Source organism: Paenibacillus sp. OK003 (assembly GCF_900109515.1).
GTDB classification, from domain to species: Bacteria; Bacillota; Bacilli; order Paenibacillales; family Paenibacillaceae; genus Paenibacillus; species Paenibacillus marchantiae.
This window is the reverse complement of the sequence record NZ_FOBD01000014.1, coordinates 154,635-171,006: the sequence shown is the minus strand read 5'-3', so window position 1 is coordinate 171,006 and position 16,372 is coordinate 154,635. Positions and strand designations below refer to the sequence as shown.

Annotated in this window: 18 protein-coding genes; 6 read left to right on the top strand and 12 right to left on the bottom strand. The window is 44.8% G+C overall.

All coding sequences use genetic code 11. The annotated features are described in order from the left end of the window. Nucleotides 1-27 precede the first annotated feature (27 nt). On the bottom strand, nucleotides 28-615 hold the full coding sequence (locus BMW94_RS21570) for a hypothetical protein (RefSeq protein ID WP_091000970.1): 588 nt from the start codon (nucleotides 613-615) through the stop codon (nucleotides 28-30). 5 nt (nucleotides 616-620) lie between these two features. Then, entirely contained in the window at nucleotides 621-2,204 is a 1,584-nt protein-coding gene (locus BMW94_RS21565) for a glycosyltransferase family 39 protein (protein WP_091000969.1), read from the bottom strand. A gap of 246 nt (nucleotides 2,205-2,450) precedes the next feature. On the opposite strand from BMW94_RS21565, the gene BMW94_RS21560 reads away from it, so the two are divergent. Further along, nucleotides 2,451-3,026 (top strand): dihydrofolate reductase family protein, encoded by a 576-nt coding sequence (locus tag BMW94_RS21560; protein WP_091000968.1) that lies wholly within the window; start codon nucleotides 2,451-2,453, stop codon nucleotides 3,024-3,026. 381 nt (nucleotides 3,027-3,407) lie between these two features. Here the strand turns inward: BMW94_RS21560 and BMW94_RS21555 are convergent, their stop codons facing one another. Next, nucleotides 3,408-5,054 carry an RNA polymerase sigma factor gene (locus tag BMW94_RS21555; protein WP_175480799.1) on the bottom strand — a complete coding sequence of 549 codons (1,647 nt, stop codon included), beginning with the start codon at nucleotides 5,052-5,054 and terminating at the stop codon, nucleotides 3,408-3,410. A 165-nt stretch (nucleotides 5,055-5,219) separates the two neighbouring features. On the opposite strand from BMW94_RS21555, the gene BMW94_RS30250 reads away from it, so the two are divergent. Continuing rightward, the gene (locus BMW94_RS30250) at nucleotides 5,220-5,468 is read left to right on the top strand and encodes a hypothetical protein (protein ID WP_139209384.1); all 249 of its coding nucleotides are present in this window, start codon (nucleotides 5,220-5,222) and stop codon (nucleotides 5,466-5,468) included. A gap of 182 nt (nucleotides 5,469-5,650) precedes the next feature. On the opposite strand, the gene BMW94_RS21550 is transcribed toward BMW94_RS30250, so the two are convergent. The 3 genes from BMW94_RS21550 to BMW94_RS21540 form a co-directional block, all read right to left on the bottom strand. After that, nucleotides 5,651-7,213 (bottom strand): IS1182 family transposase, encoded by a 1,563-nt coding sequence (locus BMW94_RS21550; RefSeq protein WP_091000966.1) that lies wholly within the window; start codon nucleotides 7,211-7,213, stop codon nucleotides 5,651-5,653. 208 nt (nucleotides 7,214-7,421) lie between these two features. Further along, entirely contained in the window at nucleotides 7,422-7,631 is a 210-nt protein-coding gene (locus BMW94_RS21545; protein ID WP_017690565.1) for a helix-turn-helix domain-containing protein, read from the bottom strand. A gap of 78 nt (nucleotides 7,632-7,709) precedes the next feature. Continuing rightward, a complete protein-coding gene (locus BMW94_RS21540) occupies nucleotides 7,710-7,925 on the bottom strand; it encodes a helix-turn-helix domain-containing protein (protein WP_064642162.1) in 216 nt (71 codons plus the stop codon). 119 nt (nucleotides 7,926-8,044) lie between these two features. Between BMW94_RS21540 and BMW94_RS30980 the strand changes: the two genes are divergently transcribed. Both BMW94_RS30980 and BMW94_RS31370 read left to right on the top strand, forming a co-directional pair. Then, nucleotides 8,045-8,332, top strand: coding sequence for a hypothetical protein (locus tag BMW94_RS30980; protein ID WP_091000965.1), 288 nt, complete (start codon nucleotides 8,045-8,047; stop codon nucleotides 8,330-8,332). A 97-nt stretch (nucleotides 8,333-8,429) separates the two neighbouring features. Continuing rightward, a complete protein-coding gene (locus tag BMW94_RS31370; protein WP_363928414.1) occupies nucleotides 8,430-8,510 on the top strand; it encodes a putative holin-like toxin in 81 nt (26 codons plus the stop codon). Nucleotides 8,511-8,690: 180 nt separating this feature from the next. Here BMW94_RS31370 and BMW94_RS21530 read toward each other — a convergent pair whose 3' ends face one another. From BMW94_RS21530 to BMW94_RS21520, 3 genes are read right to left on the bottom strand one after another with little or no spacing between them, the layout of a single operon-like run. Beyond that, nucleotides 8,691-9,224 (bottom strand): isochorismatase family protein, encoded by a 534-nt coding sequence (locus BMW94_RS21530; RefSeq protein ID WP_091000964.1) that lies wholly within the window; start codon nucleotides 9,222-9,224, stop codon nucleotides 8,691-8,693. Nucleotides 9,225-9,269: 45 nt separating this feature from the next. Then, nucleotides 9,270-9,452: a hypothetical protein gene (locus BMW94_RS21525; RefSeq protein WP_139209382.1), complete on the bottom strand. Its 183-nt coding sequence runs from the start codon at nucleotides 9,450-9,452 to the stop codon at nucleotides 9,270-9,272. Then, on the bottom strand, nucleotides 9,449-10,111 hold the full coding sequence (locus tag BMW94_RS21520; protein ID WP_091000963.1) for a M48 family metallopeptidase: 663 nt from the start codon (nucleotides 10,109-10,111) through the stop codon (nucleotides 9,449-9,451). Before BMW94_RS21520 ends, BMW94_RS21525 begins: the two co-directional genes overlap by 4 nt. 170 nt (nucleotides 10,112-10,281) lie before the next feature. On the opposite strand from BMW94_RS21520, the gene BMW94_RS21515 reads away from it, so the two are divergent. Then, complete coding sequence (locus tag BMW94_RS21515) at nucleotides 10,282-11,040, top strand: GNAT family N-acetyltransferase (protein ID WP_091000962.1); 759 nt, start codon at nucleotides 10,282-10,284, stop codon at nucleotides 11,038-11,040. 39 nt (nucleotides 11,041-11,079) lie between these two features. Here the strand turns inward: BMW94_RS21515 and BMW94_RS21510 are convergent, their stop codons facing one another. Together BMW94_RS21510 and BMW94_RS21505 are read right to left on the bottom strand one after the other, a co-directional pair. Beyond that, entirely contained in the window at nucleotides 11,080-11,436 is a 357-nt protein-coding gene (locus BMW94_RS21510; protein WP_175480798.1) for a hypothetical protein, read from the bottom strand. 154 nt (nucleotides 11,437-11,590) lie between these two features. Then, complete coding sequence (locus BMW94_RS21505; protein ID WP_063567144.1) at nucleotides 11,591-12,010, bottom strand: ester cyclase; 420 nt, start codon at nucleotides 12,008-12,010, stop codon at nucleotides 11,591-11,593. Between the two features lie 317 nt (nucleotides 12,011-12,327). Here BMW94_RS21505 and BMW94_RS21500 point away from each other — a divergent pair, with 317 nt between their 5' ends. Next, nucleotides 12,328-14,835 (top strand): transglutaminase domain-containing protein, encoded by a 2,508-nt coding sequence (locus tag BMW94_RS21500; RefSeq protein WP_091000960.1) that lies wholly within the window; start codon nucleotides 12,328-12,330, stop codon nucleotides 14,833-14,835. A 125-nt stretch (nucleotides 14,836-14,960) separates the two neighbouring features. On the opposite strand, the gene BMW94_RS21495 is transcribed toward BMW94_RS21500, so the two are convergent. Further along, entirely contained in the window at nucleotides 14,961-15,863 is a 903-nt protein-coding gene (locus BMW94_RS21495) for an SDR family oxidoreductase (protein WP_024631293.1), read from the bottom strand. Nucleotides 15,864-16,372 lie beyond the last annotated feature (509 nt).

Sequence of the window (16,372 nt, the reverse complement as noted above, 5' to 3'; positions counted from 1 at the left end):
CCATCAGATAATCATAGGCAACGAATATCAAGACTGTGTAACAACCATTCGTTCTACGATCTGGGTGCTCTCCTTATACCAAACCCTAACGACATCTCCCTCTTTCAGATCAGACACCTGAATGGATGAATTAGCGTTTTGGTTGTTGCCTGGGGCACCCATGCCCATGCCTTCCGTGATATCCACATCCCCACTGATGTTCAATTTCATTTCGATGCCCGTATCTTTCAAATCCATGCTTCCGCCTCTGGTGGCGCCTGGTTGTCTTCCATTTCCATTCGTGGAGTCTGTGGATGAGTTATCCTCCACCTCAAGCAACGAGATCGTGACGGTACTGCCTGTGGCAGAGATCACTCTGCCTGTAAGATCGGCATTCATCATCCCCCGCATATTGTCCTGACCACCTGTTCTGCCATTCATCCCTTGCCCCCCGCCCCTCTGTGTTCCTCCATTCATACCCGGGCCACCGCCATTCATCATTCCGCCACCGTTTATGCCTTGTGCAGAACCGGTATTCGTAATGTTCTGGGCAGTAATAACATCACAAGCAGAGAGCAAAACGGAGCAGGTCAGCAGCAAGAGCATAGCCGATGTGAGATAACCATTTTTTCGCATATGGATCACCCTTTTCTCAGGGAAGAACGTTCCCAGCCAAGTTTTCTATGAAACATGAAGTTATACACATCTTTAAATCCCATGTACGACAATACAACCAGCAGCGGGTATACGGGGTAGATATACCTCGATTTAATCTCCCACAGAATGTAGAACCCGATAAATCCGAGAATAACCAGAATCAAAGAGACTTCGTCATACCGCTTTCCACGAATCCCACCGACCAAGCGAATGAAAATAAAACAGTACATCATGAAATTCATCACATAAACGATCCAAAGCACCCCCGTCCGGTAGACGGAATCTCCCTTGAATAAGTCTGTTACCGCATTGGTATAACTGTAGGAGCCGGCAATTCCGCCACCTCTTCCTCCTCCCATTCCCGAGGAGCTTTCGTTGCCAAGGCCATATCGATCCATTTGGTAGGTCCCTTCGGTCCAGGTCCAAATGATCTTTTTGTAATACATCTGGGCCAAGTCACTTAAGCTGGCTTCCGATAGCTTGCGTTCAATCTCCTGCTTGTACAGTTCTGTACTTTCAGCTTTATTATAGTTGGCCTGTCTCTGGTAGATATTGTAGCTCTCCATGTTATCCCAAAAGCCGAATCGTTCCAGATTAATACCCATGTTCAGCCACATATAGACCGGTGCCGAATTTTCCCCAACAGGTTCACTTACAGCACCTGAAGATTTCAAGACCGCATTCTGAGTCCACCCTGGGACGTTAATCAAAATAGCCAGCACGAAGATGGAGGCAATCACTTTCTTCAATCCAATACTTCGCATATTCAGCAGAATGGTTAATATAGCAGCAATCAGCACAATAACGCCAATGCTTCGGAAGTAGTTGCCAATGGCTAGTAGAATGGCGGCAATGACGATTGTCTGCCAAGACTTTTCACGTGTAAACCGAATCAAGAAGTATAAACAAGACGTCAGAAGTGCCGTAGCAATGACATCGTTATAGATCAGGTTGTTCAGAAACAGGGATGGCAGATACGTCGCTGCAAAGATCAGAACTCCGTAATCACGTTCCGTGGACTTAGGATTTAACTGTTTATAAATGAGATAAATCATTAATGTCGTTACCGTTGCAAACAAAATATTGAACAGCTTAATCACCAGATAATTATCCGGAAACAGGTACAGCAATGTTTTTAAATACAAGACGGTGGAAAAGTTAAACGGGAACATGTGCAGATATCCGCCCGTTTCGAACGAAGAATAATCCTGATCGTAGAGCATGTTCATCGTGAGTGAAAGCACGGTCTGTGAATCATCCGTAGGCACTCGTGGAAACACGAAGATAATGATAATTTGAATAGCAATTGAACATAGCAGCACCCCCGGAATGACAACTTTGGGACTGTATTTGTTCAGCTTCAGACAAAGGCGGTACAATCCGATTCCCAAAATTAGAAGCAAAGCAATCACCGGGATAAAAATACTCCACTGCTGTGTACCCAGAATCGGATTATCCCCGTACAAGGCGTAGTTGTACTGTGCTCGGATTAACAGGGACGAAACGATAAACACGCCGACAAAAACAAGCAGAATGAGATAAAGCGACTTATGGATCACCTTAGACATGCCAAAACTCCTTTTCCAGTACAGGATTCGGGAATAGTATAATGCCTCTACCTGAAAAAAGTCTGAATATAGATTCGTGCTTAAGACTGCTCATTAAGACAACAAGGAATATGAGGATACCTCATCGAATAAGAAAAATATGTTGGTCGGATCGTGCCAATCCATAAGAATCAACCCAAGTTGAATTAGGGTAAAATGTAGTAAGTGTAAAGTTAGATATCCCTTATGCACAAAGGAGAACTGAAAATGAGAAAACTCGTTCTATTTCTGCACGCATCGCTTGACGGTTTTGTAGAAGGGCCGGAAGGTGCAATGGACATTGGCTGGGTTGCCTACGATGCTGATTTGGAGAGACACGCGAAAGAAATTCTGAGTACTGCCGACACTGTCTTATGGGGGCGTGGGACATATCAGATGATGCACAGTTACTGGCCATCTGTGCCTTCAAACCCATCAGCTTCGGAACATGAGCGGAATCATGCCGAGTGGATCGAAAAGACAGCCAAAATTGTTTTTTCCACGACGCTGGATACCGTTGATTGGAATAATTCAAGACTCGTGAAAGAAAATATCGAGGAAGAGATCAATAACCTCAAACAGCAGCCAGGCAACGATATGGTCATCCTCGGCAGTCCCAGGTTCGCACACCACCTTATGCAGCTTGATTTAATTGATGAGTATAAAATTACGGTTTCTCCCGTGCTGATCGGTAAGGGATTGCCGCTATTCCAAGGCATCACGGAGAAGATCAATCTTAAGCTGATTGAAAATAAAACTTTTGATTCCGGAGCCATAGGTCTCGTTTACCAGACGGTTAGATGACCTTGTCACTTAAGGTGACTGCGCTAAAAGAAAGTTCAATAAGACCAAAAAAGCAGCTGATCAACGTGATCGGTTGCTTATTGAATAGATCTGCTGAGTAGTGGAGCATCTAGCCTCTCACGGTTGGTTGCGGACAAGAAAGAGTAAAAATCGTAAGGTTAAAGGAGATATCCGGCAGATACGATTGCGATTAAAAACTACCCGTGACGCACATGCGTCATGGGTAGTTTTTAATCATTTTCGTACGTTCAGGAGGGGGCCATCGTGAAATAGCGATGTCCTAATCACTTCGTTGGACAGACAGAGTGGAAAGAAAGAGTTTTGTGTAAAAATGGCCACCGCCCGGGAACAGCTATTCTTCGTATACATTTCCGAACCGACTTACTTGACCGGCCCCATCCAGGTCGAAATCGTCTTCTGCTGGTGCGGCAACGGCGGTTTCAACTTCCCGTTATCGATCAAATGCTTCAAAATATAAGCGACCAGCCGGCCTCCGCCGGTGTTGCCTCTCACCATGTAAGCAAGCTGCGGCTCCAAATGCTTCGGCTGATTTTGCAGGAACAGGTTGAGCATTTTGTCGTAGAGCTTGCCGACAGCAGGCGCGTACAAAGCGGACAAATCCGGCATTGCCTTGTTCAACCGATCCAACGTTTGCGGAGAGTCGATCCAAATCGCATTGAACTTGTACCCCTCCTCCGTCTTGCGGATGTATCCCTTCTCCAGTAGGAACGAATATTGCTCAGCGTTCTCTTCGTTGTCGGACAGTTCCCCTTGTTGGAACGCATGACAAATCTCGACATTCCGATATTCCAGGGAACGCCAATCCATCTGGCGGTCGCTCCAGTACGTATTGAATTGCCACAAGTATAAGGGAGAGTCTTCGACGTAGCGGAGCGACGGACCGAAGGTGACGTAACTGCTCATATCAAAACCCGGTTCGGCATAGTGGCTCCGATTTAACGCCGCATAGGCAATATATTGACCTCCGTCCTTTCGCATTGGTGCGACCGCATCGAAGTTTTCGCCAGCCGGCATGCTCCGCCAAGATTGCTCCTCGATGTTCTTGGGCAGCAAGGTCCAGAGCAGGAAGTTATAGTCGCCGTCTGGAACGTACACTCCGCTATCCTCGACTTGCCGGCGAACTTCCATTAACGCGTCAAAATGAACATCAGCCACTTCGGCAGCGCAATCTTGCCAGAATTGATGGCCGGTTACGGCCAACTCGAAGAGGTCCCAGACGATGGTATTGCTTTGATATTTGCCGGGAGAGGTTTGGATGAGAAAATTGTAATCGGCCAGATGCTGGACTTCGCCTTCCAGCAAAGACGGCGGCATTCCCAGCTCCTCCGCGATTTGATGTACGGTACGCGCCTTGTGATAGGCTGCGTAAACGATATTTTGCGCCAAGGCGCGTCCAAGAAAATCGTTGGTTTCGCCCAGTCTGCCGGCCGAACCGGAATGGCCCATTTCCCCCATACTGACTGGATTGACACTTAAAGTTCCTGTTGCACGCATACGTTTCATCCCTTTCCTTAACTTCTTTTTAGCCTCGCTCAAATGCCACTTCACCGTGCCTACAGGAATGTTCAGAGCAATCGCGATATCGCCGATTTTAACCTCGTCGTAGTAATGCATGACCACGATCCGGCGATGGATGTCGGACAGAAACGCGACTTCTCGGCGCAGCTCGCGTGAAGCTTCGGTTGCCAGCAGCCGGTCAAGCGGCTCCCGGGAAGGGGCGGCAGACAGTTCGGACATACCGTTGATTTCGAACGCTTGGGGAGCGTGTGCACGCTTTTTCAACCAATTCACCCAAGTGTATCGAGCAACCGTCCAGACGTAAGCTTCAAGGCTTCTAATGTCCCGCACCCCAGAGAAGGATTTCAACAACTGCAGCATAATCTCCTGAGCCAGATCCTCCGCCTCGGCCCGGTGCTTGACCCGGTTTAACGCAAAACCGAAAATCGGTTTGACATAGCTCCGAATCGCTTCCGCGGCTTCTTTTCCGTTTTTACTAATTGAATCCATTTTTTCCTCCATAGTTGCATCTGTAATTCCTGACAATTATATAGTGTGCCAGGCGAAATAAAGGTTGGGATTATTTCAAAAAAATTTGGGCGTCCTACCGGATTCCTTCATACATGTATAACGGAAGGACAAATATAGGTCAGGTATGAAGTGAATGGATTCATTTTGAAAGAGTATAATGTTTCTTGTAAGCTTTATAATGACGGAAATTTAATTTCATCTTCTGGCTCGACAGATGGAGGCTTAATAGAATTAGACGAACAGCATTATTACTTTGTCGGATTTGAGAATATAGATCAAGTTAATCTGCCTGACTCTATAAATCTAACTGTGGAAATTACAGGGATACCAAATGATTCTGGACAAAAACCTTTAACAGCATTATTCAATGTGGATCTTGATAAAGAAATGTAAATAGAATCAAATATCATAATAGTTTTTCGTTTAATTTCCTTCTACACTAGTTGGTCTCCGTAGTGAAACCATTCAACTAACGGGAAACGATAGCTCAATAGGGGCTGTCTCAAAAGCCCTTAAAAACGAAAATCGGTGAAGAGAATTAACACCGATCCGTCCAAACGGGACCAAGCAGAGGTTCATCCTGCTTGGTCCCGTTTGCGTTTTTCCGCCATTGTCGCTTTTTTGAGCAGATTGTGGGCAAGACAAAGCCAACCGACCTCAAGGCTTACTTTTTGCAAGCCACGAAGCAGGAATCTTCGGAATCCCCGATTGTTTTTTATCTGCCCAAACACGCTTTCAGGCTCGATCATGCGCCGAACGGAAAGCGTGTATCCTTCCTCGCTGCGCAGACGTTCCCGCATTTCATTTTTTTGACGCATGTAGGTCAGGCTGATCGCAATCTCCCGGTCGCCTTTTGCCTTAGTACATGTGCCTTTCAGAGGGCACTGGCTGCAATCCTCACTTCGATAATGACGTGTCCGAATCGTATAGCCAGTCTCCGTCACCGTCCGGCTTTCATACCGAAAATGCAACGTTTGTCCAGCCGCACAGGTCCACGTATCTGACGATTCGTTGTAGTTCCAGTTCTCCACTTTACCGATGGCTTGCTGAAAGGCCCTTGTTTTTTCCTTGTGATACGTCCCGTATTTCACGATTCCCTGAATGTTTTTTTCTTTTAAATAACTGTAGTTCTCTTCGCTGCCATATCCCGCATCGGCAATGACGGTCTCCGGTCTTCTTTGGCCCAGCGTTTTTTCCAGATGATCCAGATGGGGTTTCAGACATTTGGTGTCCGTGGGCCGCTGATGCACACTGTAGCTCAAAATAAACTGATTTTCCGTTCCGATCTGTACATTGTATCCAGGCTTCAATTGGCCATTTCGCATGTGGTCCTCTTTCATTCGCATGAATGTCGCATCCGGGTCGGTTTTGCTGTAGCTGTTCCGCTCACCGGCGGTTTGAAGCTGATATTCATATTTTTGCAGCCGCGGCAGCAAGTCCTTCCGCAACTGGCGCACAGCTTTCTTGAGCGTTTTGTCCTTGGGTTTTTCGAGCAGTTTTTCCTCCAATTGCTGGACGGCTTGCTCCAGCTTGTCTGCCGTGAGAGCCGAGGCTTCGCCAAGCTCCGGCAGGTCGGTTCCGGTGTGAAGGGCATCTTCGTCGTTTTCCGCCTCTTCGATGGCTTGAAACAGGGTATGTACTTTTTCTTGCAGCTTGGCCTGGTGCTTGACGACGGCTTTTTTCCAGACGAATGTGTAGCGATTCGCATTCGCTTCAAGCTTGGTTCCGTCCAGAAAATAGTGATCCAAGGATACGTATTGCTCCTGAACCAGCAGCTCCAGCACATGGGTAAACACGGTTTCCAAGACCTCTTTCATCCGCTCGGAACGGAAGCGATTGATGGTCCGGAAATCCGGTTGTTGCCGCCCGGCGAGCCACATGAACATGATATTTTCGCGAACGGCCTTCGCGATTTGCCGGGAAGAGTAGATGCGCTGAGTGTAGGCGTAGATGATGACTTTAGTAAGCATTTTGGGATGATAGCTATGGCGGCCCCCGCCAGGATACGCCGAGTTAAAAATGGAATCGCTCAGGCGATTGATGGCGTCATTCACAACACGAACGAGGTGATTTTCGGGGATATCTGTCTCCAAATCCATTGGCAAGAAAAGTTGATCCATGGTATATTGAATGTACAAAAGAAGCCCTCCTTAGAAATGGTTGCTCGACACTTCCATTTTACCAAGGAAAGGCTTCTTTTTGTTGTATAACTTTGGAGATCGGGGCTATCCCAAGTCTTTTTATGACTTATGGGACAGCCCCTTTCTTATGGTCACAAATCAACTTTAGAATTTAACATAGCCATTTTTTTAAAAGAGTATAGGGCTTTAAGCTAATCGTTGAAGATCACTTTTCGTCCTTAATAAACTCAATAATATCCTGAATCTCACAATCCAAAGCCTCGCATATTCGATTCAGCGTATCAAACTTCACACCATCTGTCTCCTCATTATATAATTTGGCAATCCCATTTCTATGTAGTCCGGTTAGTCGGGATAAATCGGCAATGTTAATTCTTTTCTCTCCCATAATGCGAGATAAATGAATCTTAATCATACATGTTCTCCTCCAAACAAACAGGTATAACCCCATGATTGTAAAAGTGCACCTCAGCCTAATATTGCCTGTTAAACATCACTTCTCGTCAATATACTTGATTAAGTCGCCTGGCTGACATTCCAGTGCTACACAAATTTTCTCAAGGGTTTCGATTGTGATCGATTTGACTTCAAAACCGCTATCCGTTACCCATTGTCCAATGGTATTCGGACGAACTCCTGTTTTTTTAGCCAAAGCATACATAGACATACCCTTATCCTTCAGAACTTGTTCGAGAGTGAATTTAATCATCTGAAAACATCCCTTAACATAAAATATAGTAACTCTTTACGTTAATAACTAATTAAGTTATCATAACTCTATGAGTTATTAAACCTCTATAGTTCAATTCATAGAAAGTAGGAGAATGCATGATAGAATCTCTTGAATCTTTGGCAGAACCGTTAATCCCAACGCGCTTAGAGTTATTATACAACAATTTGTCTCACACGCAGCCTGATTATACCCAACTATCTGAAGAATCTGATCATTATTTTTATACCATTCGCCAAGCTTTACCTGAACATCTGAATCAGACCATTTTTTTATATGAAGATACTCAACTTTCTATGCAAACACTTCTGGAAAGAGAGATTTATTTACAAGGGTTTCGGCATGCCCTGCAACTAATGAGCGAGTTACATATACACAGATTCTGACCCCATAGCTTCTTACAAAATATGCTATAATCAACAAAGCAATAGAATAGGCTTAAAGGGTCGGTCGGCTACCTCGCCATGAAGGGAGGGATGCCCTGTGACAGTGTTTGAAGCAATTATGCTGATGCTTACCTTCGGTTTGCTCATCGTTGCTATTCTGTCCGATAAACGCAAATAGACCGCCCCCCCAACAAAGGTAGCGGTCTATTTGTCGTAATCCTGTTGTTTGAAGCCCACCGCCCTTAAAAGCGGCTATTGCTCGGAGAGTCGTGTTACCAGCACGGCTCTCTTTGCATTTTACGTCTAATCTGCTCTAATTATACCATACTCAAATCTTTGAAGTCACATATAAACCGTGTTAATCAACGTACATTTCCTTATATTCATGCAAATATAGAACCTCAATACAATTGGACCAGTTTAGAATCGAACCGACAAAGTCCTGAATATCCAACCCTGGCATTTCATACGTCTCTTCTGTGTTTACAGAACCCGTTGCATCCTCGATCAGAGTGACTTTGAATCCTTCATATTCCGCAGTAATTGCCGTAAACAGGCAACAATATTCTGTGTTAAATCCAACAATAAACACATGTTCCACATGATGTTCATGAAGCCATTTCTTCAACTCCGGGTTGCTAAAGGCGTTAGGTTTACTTTTTTCCAGAATCGTATGCCGCCCAGTGTCGACTACAATCTCCAGACCCGCAGCATTCTTGTAAAAAAGTGAAGACCCCTCGTGATCATAGTCTACATGTTTCAAGTAAATGATCGGCTCATTCCGCTGGTCAAAATCAGCGATAACCGCTTCAATTTTGCCTAGCTGTGCTGTGAAATCTCTCAATGACGTAATCCCGTATTGCACATCCAATACAATCAGGGCTTTGTTCATGCGCTCTCCCCTTGCTTTAGTAGATCGATAGGCGTTTCCCCAAATCTACTCCTTCTTTCGCTTCTTTTCCCGAGCCTTTTTCACATTCGCTTGTACTCGAAATTCCAAGATCCGGCGGATCAATTCTTCTGGCAATGGTTGATCCAATGGAAATTGAACCGATCCTTTGGCTCCTTTATACCGTGAGAGTTCTTCCTTAAACGCTTCAATCCCACTGGCATTTTTCACAACGTCATGGCTCGGCCATTTCGCATCAGATAATCTTCCTTCGCTTTGTAGTCGGGCATAATACTGCCCACACGACGCCAGAACGAACGATCATGATTCATGTGGTGAATATGGCACAATTCATGAATGATGACATAATCAATAACTTCCAGCGGTGCCATCGCCAAACGGTAGTTAAACGTCAGCTTTTTATCCCAACTGCAGCTTCCCCACTTGGTCGTCGATTCTACGATATCCACAGACTTCGGCTTCACCTTTAACTCCTGCTGGTAACGGCCGATTCGCTCACCGATCATTCTTTTACACTCGGCAAAATAAAACTTCTTCAGATTCGCACGCAAATCCTCTTCCGAACATCCCTCTACGTCAATTAACTCATGCAGCGCATGTTCTTTGCCAAAGAGCAGAAACTTCCCTTTGCCTTCCTCTTCATATTCTTTCGCTTGAGGACCATCCAACGCCTGCTGCATCAGAGCTGATTTCGTCAAAATTACTTCCCCATGTTGCGCAACAAGCTGCCGGATCATGTCTTCGCTGGTACCATTGGGAGCCTTGATTGTGACCATATAGGGTAAATCCATCGTAATGGAAGCTTTCTTCCGTTTCCCATATTCGATGTGACAGTTAATGATGTGATTGTTTATTTCAATAGATAGCATAACCTGCTCCACTTCTTTCGATATTTCAATTTCAAAATTTGGATTTATTCATTCAAATTGTAACCCATTCTGTGACTCTATGCATAATGTTCCGCGCTATTACATATCTTATATTGAATTTTTATTCATTAATATGTATTATTATAAAATTATGAGATAGGAGGATAGATATGATCCCTACATCGAATCCGGATTATAAAACCATTGAGGAACTATCACTCAACCATTGGCAGCCCTTATCCACCTTGCTTTTTGACGGATGGGTACTGCGTTTTGCACAGGGATATACGAAGCGGGCCAACTCCATTCAACCCCTCCACTACTCTACCCAAGATGTGCATGAAAAGATCGAGCAATGCGAGCGAATCTACGCTTCCAATCAGTTAAGTACCATATTCAAGATTACGCCGTTTATCCAGCCGGATCATCTCGACGAGCTTTTGCATGAAAAGGGGTATGATGTTGTAGATCTGAGCCGGGTCCAGACTCGGAGCCTGGAAACCATTAAGGAGCCTGAGCACTCTGCTGTAAAAATGGACGAACAATTAACCGGAGAGTGGTTGGATCACTTTTGCAGACTGAATCAGGTAAATGATCTGCATCGGGGAACGATGAAACAAATGTTGACCAACATCCGTACGCGCACAGGTTTCATCTCGCTGTTCATCGACGGACAAGTTGTTGCTTGTGGATTCGGTGTGGTGGAACGAGGTTATATTGGACTGTATGACATCATTACGGACGCTAACTTTCGGAATCGGGGATTGGCTGAACAAATGATCCTTCATCTATTGCATTGGGGAAAAGAGAATGGCGCTACCTCCAGTTACCTGCAAGTCGTTGCTAATAATACTCCCGCAATAAAACTGTATGCCAAGCTTGGATTCTCGGAAATCTATACATACTGGTATAGGGTCAAGAAAGCTTAAGCTTTTCTACAATCACTTACCAGCATGAGTCGATGGCTTTTACAAACTTTTCAATTCATTGAGGTCGTTACCCACAAGCACACTCAATCTGCCGGACATCCCTTGTGCAGAAGACACGCTCACATAAAACCAACCCGTTGACCAAGCTTGGTCACTCCAATACGTATGCTCTTTCCCATCTGCTAGGACAGTATAAGACATTTTTGCGGTTCCATCAGTAGATCCTTGGTTCATCGTGAACGTAAACACTTTCGAACCTGTGTTTTTAAAGCTCACCTTCACATATTCAAATCCCACCGGGATATTAAACTGTTTCGTAGTCGCAGTACCTGCGAGCTCCTCGTTATTAATTACTGATAATGTCGTGGATGTAGTGACAACTGTTTCATTATTCATTGATGCTGTTGTTATTACTGTAGTAATGATCGCGGTGGCGGCTAGAACAGCCATTGCCATTTTTGTGATGTGTTTTATGATGTCACCTCCACCTGCTATATCTCTGTATTATACAGTTTAAGAAATCTCTCCTGTGAAAGAGCTGGTTATCTTATCAGCTCTGATTGCGCTCCAATTGTTTTTCGATCCCCAGCCTGTCGATCTGAATCCAGTATTCTGCAATTCTCTCATTCTCCACTCGATATACCGCACTCGCCATTTCAATCACGGGCAGGTTGGTCGGCGCATATCCATCCACTTCTCCAACATGAGTACCCACTTGTCTCCAGCGTACATATACTTTATCCCCCTGTGCAAGCAACTCCTGAATCTGCAGCGAAAAATCTCCGTACGCCTCGATCATTTCCCTCACATGATCCGCATAGACGGAGGGCGTTCTTGTGACTGTCACTTCCTCTTCCGAGATCACCTGGTGAGCCAGTACCTGCTCGGCCATCAGTGTATTGGCATAATCAAGATTGCGACCCGAGCGCACTTCTTCAAAAAAAGTTCTGACAATCTGTTCTGGCGTCATCCGATACACTCCATTTTTCGTTTTATCATGCATTGTACCAGAAGTCTCAACAATTCTCACTCTCTCGCAAAGATCAATTCAACTAGGTTTTATACCGGACTCTCGCTCTATTGTATATAGTCATAATATACCATTACATATCTTGACAATAAGTCTATATAACCATAGACTAGCAAAAGACATTAGGGAATTAATAGGAGGTTTTGCTGAGAAGAGGTTCGAAAATGGGTTTTAACCAGAAATGATAATCTTCGGTGTTTAGATTTTTTAGAAATTAGCCTTTGCAACAACTTAGAAAAACGAGAAAGTGGTGTACCATGAAACGTTTATTTTTGATTATGTTTACGCTCACCCTGTTATTGGCTGGATGCCAGAGCAATGACAAGGAGAGTAGCCCATCCGAGAATAACCCTACAGAAATAGTAGAAGGCTCTAGCGTATTAAGTTTGAAGCAGAAGTACGGCTCCGAATCGGATAAAGCGATTATGCCGATGTATAACGTAGCTCAAGATGAAGAATTTTCGTTCAAGTTTAAAGCGGATCTGAAAAATAGCCGTATACTAGCAAGTGATATGATTAGTGTACATACCGATATTAAGGCGCTTGAATCCAGTAAAGTTTACGCTATACCAGAAATCAATGACAATAGTGTCTCCATTAAGCCTCTTGGATGGGGTGTTTTAACCTCAGATAAGTTACGGACACAGGAGCAAAGCACTTGGGGCGGTGCCCCCATTTATTACATTCGTATTAACTATGATTTGGATGCCGAGAAGCTTACGCTACTGGATCAACCAATGATCATTCCTTTCACAGTAAAATCCGAGCTGCCTGTTCCCAATCTCAAATATGAAATCGACAAGGATAAGCGCTTTAAACTGACTTGGGACAAGGTCGAAGGTGCAACCGAATATAAAATTTATAATCGTGCAGATCGAACGGTTATTTTTGAAACAAACAACGTCCCCTTGCAAGGAGCGGAGAAAGCCTTCAATGGAAGCAATCCATTGGTTTTAACCACAACAACGGAAACATACTTTAATGACTTTATGGAAGATGGAAAAGGCGGTCTTGGCACCATTAATGAACAGATGACCTCCTATCAGAACCATGGTATGAAGGGTGAATATTACGTCACAGCGGTCAGCGGAGATAAGGAATCCAATTTCAGCAACGGTGTTGCCACTGCCCCCCTCTCTAATCAGCTGCCGATGGCTTTAAAAGAACAGCTGTATATGAAGAAATTGAAGAACATGAATGAATTGCCTAAAACAACAAGTATTGAGTACATCGATGGTTCGTTTTCCCAAGGAACGATTGTCTATGATACCGCTGGTGTAGAAATTTCGGAGTTCAACGAAACGAATATTCCGTTTCACATCAAAGGAACAGCTCTGAAAAGTTACGTACGCGTAGAAAATATCACCCAAGAAGATCTCGACAAATTGAATAATCAAACGGTTGCTGAGTCTAGTAACGGACTGGTGGAACCGAAGAACGACACGCCATACGTCCCAGCACCTGATGTGCCAACGATCATCAACAATCATGAGGCACCTGATTCTGCAACGGAAGCAGAAACAGAACCGACGGTGGAAGAAACTCCATCTACGGAGTCCACTACCGATACTGGAACGTCAGAAGATAAAACTGAACCGGTATCCAGCGAGGCTTCCGATAAAGCTTCTGATGAAATTACGAGTGAATCACCTGAGCCAGCTTCCGAAACTGAAGAAGACAACTTGGTGGATGAGCAGAAATCCAATACACAGCAGAATGTAGAACAAGGCAATCAGGAAACGGTTCCTGAGCCAGCTACAGGCGATGCTATGATCAATGCAGATTCTGCATTGGAAGAAGTTTTGGCCAAAAACATGGTTGCTGCCCAAGACAAGATCTCATTAAAAGCTTTTCCAGAAGCCCAAAATTTCACAACGCTCTCCGATGTTGTCCTGAAAGTGATGTACCAGAATCCATTGATTCTGGGTGTGGAAGGTTTTGAATACAATTACGGTACACTTACCCTTTCGATCCATTACAATGAGTCGGCAGATGTCATCCAGAAGAAACAGAGCGAGATTATTGCCAAAGCAAACGAAGTTGTTGCTTCCATCATCAAGGATGGCATGAAGGATGATGAAAAACGGAAAGCCATCTACGATTATCTGAACGATAACGCGAAGTATGATGATGCGGCACTTGAAAATGCGGAACAGAACAACTTTAAAAATGTGGATGCTCAGTTCAATGATTCGTTTACCACTTACGGTATCCTTGTCAAAGGCGTTGGCGTATGTGCCAGCTATGCTTCCGTCTACAAACTGCTCTCCGATCTGTCTGGACTGGAAAGCATCGTCGTAACGGGAGCCTCTAGCGGTGTTCCTCATGCATGGAATAAGGTCAAAATCGGAAATGAATGGTTCCATGTGGATGCCACCAACAATCTGACCAATTCCGGTATTCCTTACTTCCTGTACAATGCAAATGATGAGACGGCTGCAAGTCAGAAAACGATAGCCGATAAGGATTACTGGCTTGATTCCGAACTCTCCCTATTTAATGGCGAAAGTGATGCGAACGATTATTATATACAGAACGATCTCGAAGTCGCTTCGATTAGTGAATACAAAACGAAGGCTGAGAGTGAACTGAAAAATGGAGAAAATCGGGTCATTCTCCGTTTCGCCTCACCTGTTGACTCTGATGAGCTGATGACAGCTGCCGGTGAAGCCCTCGCTGCGGTAGATGAAGCCCTGCTGAATACGGCGCAATTGGCGACACTGGGCAGCTACGCTATTCTGGAACCTAACCCGGATCAGAAGTAAAGCAATAATTAAGAAAAATTCCATAACAACAAAGAACTCCATTCACCTTTATCGGGAATGGAGTTCTTTGATTCACTTGCCTATGATTACTGACCTATTACTCATAGGGCTTTTTGTATCCAAAATTACGGACTAACTGTACCGCCATTGGCGTTCAGTGTCTCACCGCTCACATAGCTGGATTCCTGGCTCGCCAGGAACACAAACGCTGGTGCCATTTCAGCAGGCTGCCCTGCACGGCCCAGCGGAGTATTGGAGCCGAAATCAGCAAGCTTTTCTACAGGCTGTCCACCAACCACCTGAAGCGGTGTCCATACTGGGCCTGGTGCCACGACATTTACACGGATACCTTTGCTACCTACTTGTTGGGCCAGCGCTTTGCTGAAGGTGTTGATTGCTGCCTTTGTTGTCGCATAATCCAGCAGGATTGGAGATGGCTTGTATGCCTGAATAGAAGACGTGTTAATGATGGAGCTGCCTGGTTTCATGTGTTTCACAGCTGCTTTGCAGAGCCAGAACATCGAATAGACATTGGTTTTGAATGTCGCATCAAATTGTTCTGTGGTCAGGTCGGCGATCTGCTCAACAAACTGCTGTTTACCTGCCACATTGGCGAGGATATCGATCCCACCGAGCTCTTTTACAGCAGACTCAATAAGTTCTTCGCAGTATTTCTCATCCTTGAGGTCACCTGGAATCGCAACAGCTTTGCGGCCTGCTTCTTCGATCAGCTTGACCACTTCCTTCGCATCGGCTTCTTCCTCGGGAAGGTAAGCCAGAACGACATCCGCACCTTCACGGGCAAAAGCGATGGCGGCTGCCCGACCAATACCGCTGTCTGCTCCGGTTACAACAGCTTTACGTCCGGTCAGACGCCCGCTGCCTTTATAGCTTTTTTCACCTGCATCAGGTACAGGAGTCATTTCACGCTGAAGCCCCGGCTCCTCCTGCTGCTGCTTCCAATCTGATGTAGCCTTCGGATATTGTGTCGTCGGATCTTGCATGGTGTGCTGGTCTTGATTAGCCATGTACAATTCCTCCTCGGATTAATTTACAATGATCACTACGATCACAGAATAACCTTACAATCGCTGTTACCCCCAGATTTTTTTCTCTCCTTTTATAAGGGGAAAATCCGGGGATAAAGGCGAACACTACGTTTCTCCAGGTTATTTCTGCGCTCTTCGTTATCGTGTAAATTTAAATTTATTTATTATGTTGTTTTCATAAAAGTTGCACTCTTTCCTTTGTAACCGAGATGGGCGGAATTTAAACTGGCTCTGAATAGCAGCTCTTCTATTTCCAATCACCAAACCTCTATTTACAGGAGATTCAAGCATGAATTTTGAAAAACAAAAAATGCACTCCCTGCATGACACTGGTTCTCCCGAAGGTTCTCCCATGTATTCAAGGAATGCACGTGTGATATTAAGATATTAAGTTGACTAGGGAAATTATACACCTTGCCACTACGAGTGCAGTACCATCTTCAGATTGTTCTGCACTCTCCGTTCCGGTGTAAAATTCAGGTACAACT

Coding starts and splice junctions, on each gene's coding strand:
- BMW94_RS21570 (WP_091000970.1), bottom strand. CDS start 615: ATGCGAAAAAATGGTTATCTCACATCGGCTATGCTCTTGCTGCTGACC.
- BMW94_RS21565 (WP_091000969.1), bottom strand. CDS start 2,204: ATGTCTAAGGTGATCCATAAGTCGCTTTATCTCATTCTGCTTGTTTTT.
- BMW94_RS21560 (WP_091000968.1), top strand. CDS start 2,451: ATGAGAAAACTCGTTCTATTTCTGCACGCATCGCTTGACGGTTTTGTA.
- BMW94_RS21555 (WP_175480799.1), bottom strand. CDS start 5,054: ATGGATTCAATTAGTAAAAACGGAAAAGAAGCCGCGGAAGCGATTCGG.
- BMW94_RS21545 (WP_017690565.1), bottom strand. CDS start 7,631: ATGATTAAGATTCATTTATCTCGCATTATGGGAGAGAAAAGAATTAAC.
- BMW94_RS21540 (WP_064642162.1), bottom strand. CDS start 7,925: ATGATTAAATTCACTCTCGAACAAGTTCTGAAGGATAAGGGTATGTCT.
- BMW94_RS30980 (WP_091000965.1), top strand. CDS start 8,045: ATGATAGAATCTCTTGAATCTTTGGCAGAACCGTTAATCCCAACGCGC.
- BMW94_RS21530 (WP_091000964.1), bottom strand. CDS start 9,224: ATGAACAAAGCCCTGATTGTATTGGATGTGCAATACGGGATTACGTCA.
- BMW94_RS21520 (WP_091000963.1), bottom strand. CDS start 10,111: ATGCTATCTATTGAAATAAACAATCACATCATTAACTGTCACATCGAA.
- BMW94_RS21515 (WP_091000962.1), top strand. CDS start 10,282: ATGATCCCTACATCGAATCCGGATTATAAAACCATTGAGGAACTATCA.
- BMW94_RS21510 (WP_175480798.1), bottom strand. CDS start 11,436: ATGAATAATGAAACAGTTGTCACTACATCCACGACATTATCAGTAATT.
- BMW94_RS21505 (WP_063567144.1), bottom strand. CDS start 12,010: ATGACGCCAGAACAGATTGTCAGAACTTTTTTTGAAGAAGTGCGCTCG.
- BMW94_RS21500 (WP_091000960.1), top strand. CDS start 12,328: ATGAAACGTTTATTTTTGATTATGTTTACGCTCACCCTGTTATTGGCT.
- BMW94_RS21495 (WP_024631293.1), bottom strand. CDS start 15,863: ATGGCTAATCAAGACCAGCACACCATGCAAGATCCGACGACACAATAT.